This is a genomic window from Micromonospora sp. DH13, from assembly GCF_020873825.1.
In the GTDB taxonomy this organism is placed as follows: Bacteria; Actinomycetota; Actinomycetes; order Mycobacteriales; family Micromonosporaceae; genus Micromonospora; species Micromonospora haikouensis.
Genome location: NZ_JAHWGR010000022.1, coordinates 63,830 through 76,904, shown reverse-complemented (window position 1 = coordinate 76,904; position 13,075 = coordinate 63,830). Strand labels below are relative to the sequence as shown.

Here is a 13,075-nt window from a genome sequence, read left to right as displayed (position 1 = left end):
GGCGACCAGTCGATGCCGGCCCGGCCTCTCGATCCGCCGGGCCGGCATCGTCGCCGGCTCGTGCGCGACCGGGTCGCCACCGGGCAGCTCACCGTCGACGCCTTGTGGCCGGCCGACCGGCCGGTTGGTCGGTTGGTCGGTCAGCGGTCTCAGCCGCGCAGTCGCAGGCCGCGCGGGGTGGCCCGGAAACCGGCGGCGGTCAGCGCGTCGCGCAGCGGGGACGCCGACACGGCCTCCCCGTCGGCCCGCTCCACCGAGATCGCGCCGAGCGCGCCCGTGCGCACCGCGTCGGCGAGCGCCCTGCCGGCCGCCGCGAGGGCGTCGGGGGCGTCGGCGAAGGAGAGGATCGTCCGGCCGCCCCGCTCGACGTAGAGCACCAGGTCGCCGCCGACCAGCACGACCAGCGCGCCCGCCTTGCGCCCCGCCCGGTGCCCGCTCGCCGGGGCGGCCCCGTCGCCGGAGTCGACGGCCCGCTCGGGCCAGGGCAGCGCCGCACCGTACGGGTTGGCCGGGTCGGTGGCGGCGAGGACGAGCGCCCCGCCCCGGCCCCCGGCCTCCTGACCCCCGCCGCCACGGCTCGCGGTCGGGTCGGCGAGGGCGCGGATCCGGTCGACCGCCCCGGGCACCGCGAACTGGGCCGCGCCCAGCCCCTCCACGAAGTAGCCCCGCCGGGCCGCCCCGCGCTCCTCCAGCGCCGACAGCACCGGGTAGACGGCTGCGAAGCCACCCGTCACCTGCTCGGCGACGACCGCCCCCCGGGTGACGACGCCGTGCCGCTCCAACAGCACGTCGGCGAGCGCGGCGGCCCGCCGGGTCGGGTCGAGGTCGCGCTCCGGCAGCCGGGACCAGCGGCCCGCCACCGTGGGCGGGCCGCTGCGGCTGGGCAGCGCCACCCGGCCGGGACGGCGCAACCGGGTGCGCGGCGCGGCCGGCCGCGACCGGTGCGCCCCGCCGCCGCCGAGCGCCGCCCGCAGCGGGGCGAGGGTGTCGTTGGTGAGGTGCCCCGCCCACACCAGGTCCCAGATCGCGGCGGTCAGCGCCGCGTCGTCGGTGCAGCCCACCCGGTCGGACAGCGACCGGAAGAACAGCGCCTGCCCGTCGCCGAGCGCGTCGAGCACGGCGTCGTGCAACGGGGTACGCGCGAGCGCGTCGTCCGGCGGCGGGAGCAGCAGCGGCGCGGCGTCGGCGTACGCGAGGGTGACCCAGCCGTCGCCGCCGGAGATCGCCCCGGACCCGGCCCACAGCACCTCGCCACCGGCGCACAGCTCGTCGAGCTGGGCGGGGGAGTAGTCGGCGACCCGGCCGGGCAGCACGAGGCGTTCCAGGGCGGACGCCGGCACGGCCGCGCCCTGCAACTGCTCGACGGCGGCGGCGACGGCGTCCACCCCCCGCGCCGACGAGCCGACCTGCTGCCAGCGGGGCAGGAACGCGGCCAGTGCCCTCGGCGGCACCGGCTCGATCTCCCGGCGCAGCGCCGCGAGGGAGCGGCGGCGCAGCAGCCGCAGCACCTCGGCGTCGCACCACTGGGTGCCCACGGTGTCGGGGGCGAACTCGCCGGAGACGACCCGCCCGGCGGCGGCGAGGCGGCGCAGCTCCTGCTCGACGACGGCCACCCCGAGCCCGAAACGGGCGGCGCAGGTGGCGGCGGCGAACGGGCCGTGGGTGCGGGCGTACCGGGCGACCAGGTCGCCGAGCGGGTCGGCCACCGGGGCGAGGTGCGCCTCGGCCACCCCGACCGGCAGGGCCACGCCGAGGGCGTCGCGCAGCCGGGCGGCGTCCTCGACGACGACCCAGCGCTCCTCGCCGGCGACGCGCACGCGCAGCACCCGGCGGGCCGCCGCCAGGGCGGTGAGCCAGTCGACGGGCACGCCCCGCTCGGCCAGCTCCGCCTCCGACAGGTCGCCGACGGTGCGCAGCAGCTCGACGGCGTCCTCCGCGTCGCGGGGCCGGCGCTGTTCGGTCAGCCAGCGCAGCTGCCGGTCGGTCTCGGCGAGCACCGCCGGGTCGAGCAGCTCCCGCAGGTCGACCCGGCCGAGCAGCTCGCCGAGCAGCGCCGAGTCCAGCGCCAGGGCGGCGGCCCGCCGCTCGGCCAGCGGCGCGTCGCCCTCGTAGAGGAACGCCCCGACGTAGCCGAACAGCAGCGAGCGGGCGAACGGCGACGGCCGCTCGGTCTCGACCTCGACCAGGCGCACCTTGCGGGCGGCCAGGTCGCGCATCAGCCCGGCGAGGGCCGGCTGGTCGAAGACGTCCTGGAGGCACTCCCGGGCGGCCTCCAGGGTGACCGGGAAGTCGGCGTACTCGCGGGCGACGTCGAGCAACTGGGCGGCCCGCTGGCGCTGCTGCCACAGCGGCTGGCGGCGGCGCGGGTCGCGGCGGGGCAGCAGCAGCGACCGGGCCGCGCACTCCCGGAACCGGGACGCGAACAGCGCCGACGTGCCCACCGACTCCTCGACGAGCTGGGCGATCTCGTCGGGCTCGAAGAGCACCACGTCGGCGCCGGGCGGGGAGTCGGCGGTGTCGGGCAGCCGCACCACGATCCCGTCGTCGGACGGCATGACCTGGGCGTCCACGCCGTACCGCTCGGCGAGCCGGCGGCCGATGGCCAGCGCCCACGGGCCGTTGACGCGGGCGCCGAGCACGCTGTGCACGGCGAGCCGCCAGTCGCCCAGCTCGTCGCGGAACCGCTCGACCAGCACCGTGCGGTCGTCGGGCAGGGACCGGGTCGCGGCCTGCTGCTCCCGCAGGTAGGCCAGCAGGTTGCCGGCGGCCCAGTCGTCGAGCCCGCCGGCGCGCAGCGCGGCCACCGCCGCCTCGTCGCCGTGGCGCAGCAGGGTCCGCACCCGGGCGCCGATGGCCCGGCCCAGCTCCACCGGGCGGCCGAGCTGGTCGCCCTTCCAGAACGGCATCCGGGCGGCCTGGCCCGGGGCGGGGGAGACCAGCACCCGGTCGGGGGTGATCTCCTCGATCCGCCAGGACGACGAGCCGAGCAGGAACACGTCGCCGACCCGCGACTCGTAGACCATCTCCTCGTCCAGCTCGCCGACCCGGGCGGCCCGCTCCGCCCCGGCGAGGAAGACGCCGAACAGGCCCCGGTCGGGGATGGTGCCGCCGCTGGTGACGGCGAGCCGCTGCGCGCCGGGCCGGCCGGTGAGCACGTCGGCGGCGCGGTCCCAGACCAGCCGGGGCCGCAGCTCAGCGAACGCGGTCGACGGGTAACGCCCGGAGAGCATGTCCAGCACGGCGTGCAGCGCGGAGTCGGGCAGCTCGGCGAACGGCGCGGCCCGGCGGACGACGACGGCCAGGTCGCCGACCCGCCACGGTTCGAGGGCCACCATCGCGACGATCTGCTGGGCCAGCACGTCAAGGGGGTTGCGCGGGTGGTGCAGCTCCTCGATCGCCCCGGCGGCCATCCGCTCGGCGACGACGGTGCAGGAGAGCAGGTCGCCCCGGTGCTTGGGGAAGACCACGCCCCGGGAGACCGCGCCGACCTGGTGCCCGGCCCGGCCGACGCGTTGCAGGCCGGCGGCGACGCTGGGCGGGGCGGCGATCTGCACCACCAGGTCGACGGTGCCCATGTCGATGCCCAGCTCCAGGCTGGACGTGGCCACCACGGCGGGGAGCTGGCCGGACTTGAGGGCCTCCTCGATGTGCTTGCGTTCCTCCCGCGAGACGCTGCCGTGGTGGGCGCGGGCGACCACCGGGGCGGCCCCGGCCGCCGCGCCCGCCTGGGCCATCACCTCGGCCGGCAGCCGGGCGGGCGGGCCGCCCGGGGACCCGGGACCCGGCCCTGCGGCGGTCGGCCCCGGGCCGGCCTGCCCCGGGCCGGCCGACCCGGCGTCGGCCAGCTCCGCGTCGGCCAGCTCGTTGAGCCGGGCGCAGAGCCGCTCGGCACTGCGCCGCGAGTTGGTGAAGACGATGGTCGACCGGTGCGCCCGGACCAGCGCGTAGACCCGTTCCTCGACGGCGGGCCAGATCGACGCCCGGCGCGGGCCGGGGCCGCCCAGGTCGTCGGGCGGCGGCTCCTGCTCGTCGAGGCGGGTCATGTCCTCCACCGGCACCTCGACGCTGACCTCGATGGTCTTGGCGCTGGGCGGCTGCACCACGTCGACCGGGCGGGCCCCGCCGAGGAACCGGGCGCACGCGTCGATCGGCCGGACCGTGGCGGACAGGCCGATGCGCTGGGCGGGGGCGGGCAGCAACTCGTCGAGGCGTTCCAGGGAGAGCGCCAGGTGCGCGCCGCGCTTCGTTCCGGCGACCGCGTGCACCTCGTCGACGATGACCGTCTCGACCCCGCGCAGCGAATCCCGCGCCGCGGAGGTGAGCAGCAGGAACAGCGACTCGGGGGTGGTGATGAGGACGTCCGGCGGGGTGCGGGCGAAGGCCCGCCGCTCGTCGGCGGGGGTGTCGCCGGTGCGCATCCCGACGGTGATCTCCGGCGGGGCGACGCCGAGCCGGGTGGCGGCCTGCCGGATGCCGGCCAGGGGCGCCCGCAGGTTGCGCTCCACGTCGACGGCGAGCGCCTTGAGCGGGCTGACGTAGAGCACCCGGCAGCGCTGGCGGGGCTCGGCCGGCGGCGGCGAGGCGGCCAGCCGGTCCAGCGACCAGAGGAACGCCGCGAGGGTCTTGCCGGAGCCGGTGGGCGCGACCACCAGGGCGTTGCGGCGGGCCGCCACCGACCGCCAGGCCCCGATCTGGGCGGGGGTGGGCGTGGCGAAGGCCGCCGAGAACCACTCCCGGGTCGCCGGGCCGAATCCCGCCAGCACCCGGGCCGCCTCCGCCGCGCCGAAACCGGCCGTCACCTCCGCCACGCCTTCCATCCTGCCCCGGGGGTGGGACATCCGCCTGGGCCGGACCGGTGCCGGCGGTCGACACGCGCGAAGTGCCGCAAGGCCGGTTTGTGGATGGAATGGGGCATTGTTCCGTTAAGTCTTACTTAACTGCTTGCTTCTGCGTCGCCACCTAAAGTAACTTTGCGGAAGTGAGACGTGGAGGAGTGCGCATGGTCGTCGAGGAGCGGGTAGCCGGTGCGGGCACCGACGTGCTCATCCGGAAGGTCGACAGCCATCTTGCCGCACTCCGCGCCGGCCTGCACGGCCCCGAGTTGGAGCTCGCCGAGCGGCTCGCGGCCTGCCTGCGCGAGCTGGTCCGGCAGACCGCCCAGTCCAGCGCGGCCGACCGGGGGCAGGTCCGCGCCGCCGTCCACTACTTCGTCCTGCGTCGGGAGAGCCGGGGGCGGCTGCTCTCCGTGCGTTCGCTCGCCGCCGCCCAGCGCGTGGTCAACAAGGTCGTCGTCCAGCTCGACCGCCCCGACCTGCTCGTCGAGACCCGCCGCGACCTGCTGGTCTGAGACCGTCACTCCCGCCAGCCGGCCAGCTCCACCCCCTTGGCCAGCTCGACCCGGAAGCCCATGGTGATCTCGCCGCTGTCGCCCGGTTCGAGGCGCAGCCGCCAGGTCAGCTCGCCCAGCTCGGTGCGATCGGCCGGCGCCGGTGCGATCGTGGCCTCCCGCACGACCACCGCCTCGTCGCGGGACACCGGCACCTGGTCGCGCACCTCCACGGTCGCCGGCCGGGGCGTGTGGTTGGCAACGGTGATCCGATACTCCACGTCCCGGCGTCGGGTCGAGCCGAGCGTGGCCCGGGTGTCGGCGCGCCGACCCAGCTTCCGCTCCACCCGCACCCGGTCGTCCACGCCGAGCGCCAGCTCCGTCTCCTCGCCGGGCGCCCACGTCGGCAGCCGGGTGGCCGCGACGAAGTCCGCGCCGTGGAAGACCGCCGCCGGGCCGGGCAGCAGCGTGTGCGCCGAGGTGTTGCGCACCGTCGCCCGCAGGTGCGCCTCGGCCGCGCGCACCGGCACGGTCACGTGGTCCAGCCGCGCCGGCAGCTCCAGCACGGCGATCGTCGCCCGGTACGCGCTGCCGTCCGCCGGCACCGCCACCGGCCGTGCCGGCCGGTAGGTGGCCGCGCTGACCCCCTGCTCGACCGTTGCCACGCTCTCGTGCACCTTGGGGCGCGGCGCGCCCGACCGGGCCGCCCCGCCTACCGCGGCGACCTCGAACGCGGGCCCGCCGGGCGGGGCGGGCGCCGGCACCGCGCCGAAGCTCGCCGCCGGCATGGCCGCCTTCGGCAGCGGCCGGACCCGGTCGAGATACCACGGCGACAGCTCGGGCACGCCGGTCGCCGCCGCCGGCCGGGCCGTCGAGAGCTGGAGCACACACTCCGGCCAGTCCTCGCCGGTGTCCTGACTGACCAGGCCGAACCAGGTGACGGTCACCGTGTCGTCGACCAGCCGCAGGTCGTAGGAGGGCTGCCAGCGGGCCCCGTCGACCAGGTAGGTCAGCTCCAGGTCCAGCTCGGCGTCGTCGACGTCCACCGCCACGGTCACCTCGGCGGCCAGCCGGTCCGGCTCCCGCTTGCCGTGCGCCGCCTCCAGTTGCCGCCGCACCGCCGCCAGGTCCTCGGTCAGCTCCGTCCGCCGCCGGGCCAGCTCCCGCCGCCGCCCGTGGGAGTCGGCGAGCTGCCCGGCCACCGAGTCGGCGAAGGCCGCCACGTCGGCCGGCTCGGCGTCGCCGGCGGCGAGCGCGCGGGCGTACGTGCCGCCGGCCCGCTCGGCCAGCCCGGAGAGGAACTGCCCCCGCTGCTCCTCGACCGCGTACGCGTCGTCGACCCCGGCCAGCTCGTCGGTCAGCTCCCGGCTGCGCTCCTCCAGCTCGCGGACCTGCCCGTCGGCGCTGCGCGCCTGCCGCCACGTGGTCACGTCCACGCCGAGCACGGTCGCCGCGCCCCGGCCGCCGACCCGCAGCGAGTCCCGGTGCAGCCCCAGCGGCAACGGGGCGATGCGTACCCGGTGCTCGCCGGCGGTCAGCCGGGCGCTGCCCCGGCGGGTGACCCGGGCCCGGTCCGGATAGACGGTGACGCCGACGACGGGTGCTTCGATCTCCACTGCGTTCACGGCGGCGAGGATAGCCGGGCGATGCTCGTGGCCCCGGTGGGCCGGCACGGGGTCTCCGCCCACACCCGCCACGGGAAAATCCGGCAAAACCGCCCATCAGGCCGGAAACTGGCGTCTGATCGATGATAGGCGTCTCCCTCGGGCGCGCTGCTGCCACCACGACCGGGAGCGCGGGTGCTCGTACTGCTGATCCTCCACCTGGTGGCGGCGCTCGTCGCGCCGCTGCTGGTGCGGTGGTGGGGCCCGCGCGCCTGCTACCCCCTCGCGCTCGCGCCGGCCGCCGCGTTCGGCTGGGCCGTGGCCCGTACGCCGGCCGTGCGCGACGGCGGGGCCGTCGTCGAGGCGTACCCCTGGGTGCCGCAACTGCGGCTGGAGCTGGCCCTGCGGCTGACCACCCTGTCCTGGCTGATGACCCTGCTCGTCGGCGGCGTCGGCGCGCTCGTGCTGGTCTACTGCGCGCGCTACTTCGCCGCCGGGTCGGCCGGGCTGGCCCGGTTCGCGGCCGTGCTGGTCGCCTTCGCCGGCGCGATGCTCGGCCTGGTCCTCGCCGACGACCTGCTGCTGCTCTACGTCTTCTGGGAGCTGACCACGATCTTCTCCTACCTGCTGATCGGGCACAGCACCACGCGGCGGGCCAGCCGGTGGGCGGCGGCGCAGGCGCTCACCGTGACCACGTTCGGCGGGCTGGCGATGCTCGTCGGGTTCCTGATGCTCGGCCGGCACACCGGCGGGTACCGCTGGTCGGAACTCGCCGGGGCCGGGCTGCCGGCCGGCGGCTACCTGGTCACCGCCGTGCTGCTGGTGCTGGCCGGGGCGCTGGCCAAGTCGGCGGTCCTGCCGTTCAGCGGCTGGCTGCCGCAGGCGATGGCCGCGCCGACACCGGTCAGCGCGTACCTGCACGCGGCGGCGATGGTGAAGGCCGGCGTCTACCTGCTCGGCCTGCTCGCCCCCGTGCTGGCCACCGCCGGCCCGTGGCGGCCCGTGACGGTCACCGCCGGCCTGCTCACCATGCTGGTCGGCGGGTGGGCCGCGCTGCGCCAGTGCGACCTGAAGCTGCTGCTGGCGTACGGCACCGTCAGCCAGCTCGGCCTGCTCACCGTGGTGCTGGGCGCGGGCACTCCGAAAGCCGCCCTCGCGGGCACGGCGATGCTGTTCGCGCACGCCCTGTTCAAGGCGGCCCTGTTCCTCGTCGTCGGCGCGATCGACCACAGCGCCGGCACCCGCGACCTGCGGGAACTGTCCGGGCTCGGGCGGCGGGCCCCGCTGCTGGCCGCCGTCGGGACGCTGGCCGCCGCCTCGATGGCCGGGCTGCCCCCGCTGGTCGGCTTCGTCGCCAAGGAGGCCGTCCTCGCCGCGTTCACCGACCAGCCGGTGGTCCTCGCCGGGCTCGTCGCCGGCACGGTGCTCACCGTCGCCTACACGGCCCGCTTCGTCTGGGGGGCGTTCGGCACGCGCCCGCACGCCGAACGGACCGAGCCGCAGCCCGTACCCGCCGCCATGCTCGGGCCGCCCGCCCTGCTGGCCGTCGCCGGGCTGGCCGCCGGGGTGCTCGCCGGCCCGGCGGGCGCGCTGCTGCGCCCGTACGCCGAACTCTTCGGCCCGGTGCCCGAGCACCTCGCGCTCTGGCACGGGCCGACCCTGGCGCTCGGCCTGTCCGCCCTGGCCCTCGCCGGCGGCGCGGCCCTGTTCGCGCTGCGCGGCCCGCTCGCCCCCGCGCTGGCCCGGGTGCGCGCGCCGGTGGGGGGCGCCCAGGGGTACGAGTGGCTGACCCACCGCTTCGACCGGCTCGCCATCGAGGTCACCAGCGCCACCCAGCGCGGCTCCCTGCCGCTGTACCTCGGCACGATACTGCTGGTCCTCGTCGTCGTGCCCGGCGGGGCGATGCTCGCCGCCGGCCCGTGGCGGCAGGGGGTCCCGCTGTGGGACACCCCGCTGCAACCGGTCGTCGGCGTGGTTTCGGCGGTGGCCGCGCTGCTCGCCGTCGGCGCGCGTCGCCGGCTCACCGCCATGCTGCTGGTCGGGGTCACCGGCTACGGCACCGCGATGATGTTCGTCCTGCACGGCGCGCCCGACCTGGCCCTCACCCAGTTCCTGGTGGAGACGGCGACCATCGCGGTCTTCGTGCTGGTGCTGCGCCGGCTGCCCGAACGGTTCTCCGCCCGCCCGCTGCGCCGCAGCCGGTGGGCGCGCCGCGCCGTCGGGGCCGCCGTCGGCGTCGTCCTCGCCGGGCTCTGCCTGGTCGCGGTCGGCGCCCGCACCGCGCCGTCGGTCTCGCGGGCGTTCCCCGACCTCGCCGTCAGCGAGGGGCACGGCCGCAACGTGGTCAACGTGACCCTGGTCGACATCCGGGCCTGGGACACCATGGGCGAGATCTCCGTGCTCGTGGTGACCGCGACCGGGGTGGCCAGCCTGATCTTCCAGCGCTCCCGCACCGGCCCCCGCCCGCGCCGCCCCCGCCGCCCCGAGCGCCCCGCCCAGCGGGGCCCGCAGCGGCCGGTGTGGCTGCGCGGCGGCCCCACCCTCGCCGAGCGCCGCCGGTCCATCGTCTTCGAGGTCGTCACCCGGCTGCTCTTCCACACCATCGTGCTGTTCTCCCTGTTCCTGCTCTTCTCCGGCCACAACGCCCCCGGCGGCGGCTTCGCAGGCGGCCTGGTCGCCAGCCTCGCCCTGGCCGTGCGCTACCTCGCCGGCGGCCGGTACGAGCTGGCCGAGGCGGCCCCCGTCGGCGCCGGCACGGTCCTCGGGGCCGGCCTGGCGGTGTCCGTCGGCACCGGCGCGTTCGCCCTCCTCGCCAGCGGGTCCGTGCTCCAGAGCGCGAAGATCGACCTGTGGCTGCCCGGCGTCGGCGACTTCTACGTCGTCACGTCGCTGTTCTTCGACATCGGGGTGTACCTGATCGTGGTCGGCCTGGTGCTGGACATCCTGCGCAGCCTCGGCGCCGAGGTCGACCGGCACATCGAGGCGGCCGGCAAGACCGAACGCGGGCTGATCGTCGACCCGCAGGGGCGGCGGCCGTGAACGGCAGCGGAGCGACCCTGGTGCTGGTCGTCCTCGTCGGGGTGCTCGCCGGCACCGGCGTCACGCTGCTGCTGGAGCGCAGCCTGACGAGGATCCTGCTCGGCGTCGTCCTGCTCGGCAACGGGGTCAACCTGCTGATCCTGCTCGGCGGCCGGTCCGGGGACGCGCCCGTCGTCGGCACCGCACCGGTCGACCGGATGAGCGACGCGCTGCCGCAGGCGATGGTCCTCACCGCCATCGTGATCACCTTCGGGCTCACCGCGTTCCTGCTGGCCGTCGCGTACCGCAGCTGGTATCTCACCGGCAACGACGAGGTGCAGGACGACCTGGAGGACCGCCAGGTCGCCGAGCTGGCCGCCCGCAACGAGCTGCCCGCGCGCGACCTCGGCGGCGAGGGCCCCGACGGCGACCCGGAACAGGTCGACCCGGAGCCGCACCTGCGCCGGCAGCACCGGGGGGAGACGCCGTGACGGGGTACGGGCCGCTCGTTCCGCTGCCGGTGGTGGTGCCGCTGCTGGGCGCCGCCCTCACCCTGCTGCTGGCCAACCGGCCCCGGCTCCAGCGCGCCGTCAGCGTGGCGGTGCTCGCCGTCACCCTGGTGGTCGCCGTGGTGCTGCTCGTCGAGGCGTACCGGCACGGGCCGGTCGTGGTGAGCATCGGCGGCTGGCCCCCGCCGGTGGGGATCGTGCTGGTCGCCGACCAGCTCGCCGCGCTGATGCTGGTGGTCTCCTCCGCCGTGACGCTGTGCGTGCTGCTCTACTCGATCGGGCAGGGCCGGGGGGACATCGGCGAGTCCGCCCCCGTCACCATCTACCACCCCACCTACCTGGTGCTCACCGCCGGCGTCACCAACGCCTTCCTCGCCGGCGACCTGTTCAACCTCTTCGTCGGCTTCGAGATCCTGCTGGCGGCGAGCTTCGTGCTGATCACGCTCGGCGGCACCGAGGGCCGGATCCGGACCGGTTCGACGTACGTGGTGGTCAGCATCCTGTCCTCGATGATCTTCCTGGCCGGGGTGGGGCTCGTCTACGCCGCCACCGGCACCCTCAACATGGCCCAGCTCGCCGGGCGGCTCGACGCGCTGCCCGACGACGTACGGCTCGCCCTGCAGCTCACCCTGCTGCTCGCGTTCGGGATCAAGGCGGCCGTGTTCCCGCTGTCGGCCTGGCTGCCGGACAGCTACCCGACCGCGCCCGCCCCCGTCACCGCGGTCTTCGCGGGCCTGCTCACCAAGGTCGGCGTGTACGCGGTCATCCGCACCGAGACCCTGCTGTTCCCCGGCGGCGACGTCGCCGGGCTGCTGATGGTGGTGGCCGCGCTGACCATGGTGGTCGGCATCCTCGGCGCGGTCGCCCAGTCGGACATGAAGCGGCTCTTCTCGTTCACGCTGGTCAGCCACATCGGCTACATGATCTTCGGGGTGGCGCTGAGCAGCGTCGCCGGCCTGTCCGGGGCGATCTTCTACGTGGTGCACCACATCACCATCCAGACCACCCTGTTCCTGGTCGCCGGGCTGGTCGAGGCGCGCGCCGGCAGCACCGACCTGCGCCGGCTCGGCGGCCTGGCCCGGGTGGCCCCGCTGCTCGGGGTGCTCTTCTTCGTGCCGGCGATGAACCTCGCCGGGATCCCGCCGCTGTCCGGGTTCCTCGGCAAGCTGGGCCTGCTCCAGGCGGGCGTCGGCGAAGGCGGCGCGCTCCCCTGGGTGCTGGTCGCCGCCGGCACCGCCACCAGCCTGCTCACCCTCTACGTGGCGTCCCGGGTGTGGAACATCGCGTTCTGGCGGGCACCGCAGCTGGTCGCCACCGACCCGCCGACCCGACTGCCCACCCTGATGGTCGGCGCCACCACGGCGCTGGTCGCGCTGGGCCTGGTGCTCACCGTGGCCGCCGGCCCGCTGTTCGGGGTGACCACGGACGCGGCGACCGACCTGCGCGCCCGCACCCCGTACGTGCGCGCCGTCCTCCCCGGCGGCGCGCCGTGACCGGGCGGGCCGGCCGTCCCGGCGGTCCCGGTCGGGGGAGCGCGGTGAGCGGCCGGGCGTTTCGTCCTGGCGATGCGCCGGCGGCCGTCGGGGGTGCGAGGTGAGCGGCCGGGCGTTTCGTCCTGGCGATGCGCCGGCGGTCGTCGGGGGTGTGCGGTGAGCGGCCGGGCGTTTCGTCCTGGCGATGCGCCGGCGGTCGTCGGGGGTGTGCGGTGAGCGGCCGGGCGGCCGGGGGCCGGCGTCGGGGGCCGGTCGCCGACCCCGACGCCCCGGTGACCCGGGTGCGCGCCCGGCTCGGCCGCTGGCGGGACCGGCTGCTGACCCTGGCCTGGATGGCGCTGATCTGGTGCCTGCTCTGGGGGCGGTTCTCCTGGGGCAACCTGCTCGGCGGGCTGCTCGTCGGCGGGGCGGTGCTGCTCTTCTTCCCCCTGCCGCCGGTCACCTTCGGCGGCCGGCTGCGCCTGCGGGCGCTGCTGGAACTGGCCGGCCGGTTCGTCACCGAGCTGGTCAGCGCGAGCATCCACGTGGCGTGGATCGCGGTGCAGCCGGGCTACCGGCCCCGCGGCGCGATCATCGCGGTGCGGCTGCGCGTGCGCACCGACCTGAACCTGGCGCTCACGGCGGAGGCGATCTCGCTGGTGCCCGGCACCCTGATCGTCGAGGTGGACCGGGAACGAGGCGTGCTCTACGTGCACGTGCTCGACGTACGCGGACCGGAGGACCTGACCGGCAGCCGCGACCGGATCCTCGCCACCGAGGCGCGGATCGTCCGCGCGATCGGCTCGGCCGCCGAACTCCGCCTCCTCGCCGCCCCCGCCGCTCCCGTTCCTCCCACCGAGAGGGGGGCCGACCGGTGAAGGTCGTCCTCGCCACCGTGCTCACCGTGCTCCTGTCGGTCACCGCGCTGCTGGCGCTGGCCCGGATGTACCGCGGCCCGTCCCTGCTGGACCGCGTGATCGCCGCCGACGTCCTGCTCAACACGATGGCCGGCGCGGTCGGGGCGGAGGCGGCGGTCAACCGGCACGCCACGACCCTGCCCGTGCTCGTGGTGCTCTCCCTGCTCGGCTTCGTCGGCGCGGTGGCCCTGGTCCGCTTCGCCGTCCGGGAGGAGTCGTGAACGTGGGT

General features: G+C 76.4%; 8 protein-coding genes. 6 read left to right on the top strand and 2 right to left on the bottom strand.

Features of this window, described 5'->3' with window-relative positions:
• Window positions 1-149 precede the first annotated feature (149 nt).
• Window positions 150-4,808, bottom strand: coding sequence for an ATP-dependent helicase (locus tag LPA42_RS20930; protein WP_228986797.1), 4,659 nt, complete (start codon window positions 4,806-4,808; stop codon window positions 150-152).
• 191 nt (window positions 4,809-4,999) lie between these two features.
• On the opposite strand from LPA42_RS20930, the gene LPA42_RS20925 reads away from it, so the two are divergent.
• On the top strand, window positions 5,000-5,347 hold the full coding sequence (locus tag LPA42_RS20925; RefSeq protein WP_077936747.1) for a hypothetical protein: 348 nt from the start codon (window positions 5,000-5,002) through the stop codon (window positions 5,345-5,347).
• A gap of 5 nt (window positions 5,348-5,352) precedes the next feature.
• Here the strand turns inward: LPA42_RS20925 and LPA42_RS20920 are convergent, their stop codons facing one another.
• On the bottom strand, window positions 5,353-6,951 hold the full coding sequence (locus LPA42_RS20920; protein ID WP_077936748.1) for a DUF4139 domain-containing protein: 1,599 nt from the start codon (window positions 6,949-6,951) through the stop codon (window positions 5,353-5,355).
• Window positions 6,952-7,125: 174 nt separating this feature from the next.
• Here LPA42_RS20920 and LPA42_RS20915 point away from each other — a divergent pair, with 174 nt between their 5' ends.
• The 5 genes from LPA42_RS20915 (at window position 7,126) to LPA42_RS20895 (ending at window position 13,067) form a co-directional block, all read left to right on the top strand.
• Window positions 7,126-9,969 carry a Na+/H+ antiporter subunit A gene (locus tag LPA42_RS20915; RefSeq protein ID WP_228986796.1) on the top strand — a complete coding sequence of 948 codons (2,844 nt, stop codon included), beginning with the start codon at window positions 7,126-7,128 and terminating at the stop codon, window positions 9,967-9,969.
• Complete coding sequence (locus LPA42_RS20910; RefSeq protein WP_077936750.1) at window positions 9,966-10,439, top strand: Na(+)/H(+) antiporter subunit C; 474 nt, start codon at window positions 9,966-9,968, stop codon at window positions 10,437-10,439. The genes LPA42_RS20915 and LPA42_RS20910 overlap by 4 nt, the downstream gene beginning before the upstream one ends.
• The gene (locus LPA42_RS20905; RefSeq protein ID WP_077936751.1) at window positions 10,436-11,950 is read left to right on the top strand and encodes a Na+/H+ antiporter subunit D; all 1,515 of its coding nucleotides are present in this window, start codon (window positions 10,436-10,438) and stop codon (window positions 11,948-11,950) included. The genes LPA42_RS20910 and LPA42_RS20905 overlap by 4 nt, the downstream gene beginning before the upstream one ends.
• A 212-nt stretch (window positions 11,951-12,162) precedes the next feature.
• Window positions 12,163-12,807 carry a Na+/H+ antiporter subunit E gene (locus LPA42_RS20900; RefSeq protein WP_228986795.1) on the top strand — a complete coding sequence of 215 codons (645 nt, stop codon included), beginning with the start codon at window positions 12,163-12,165 and terminating at the stop codon, window positions 12,805-12,807.
• Entirely contained in the window at window positions 12,804-13,067 is a 264-nt protein-coding gene (locus LPA42_RS20895) for a monovalent cation/H+ antiporter complex subunit F (protein WP_043962461.1), read from the top strand. Before LPA42_RS20900 ends, LPA42_RS20895 begins: the two co-directional genes overlap by 4 nt.
• Window positions 13,068-13,075: the final 8 nt, after the last annotated feature.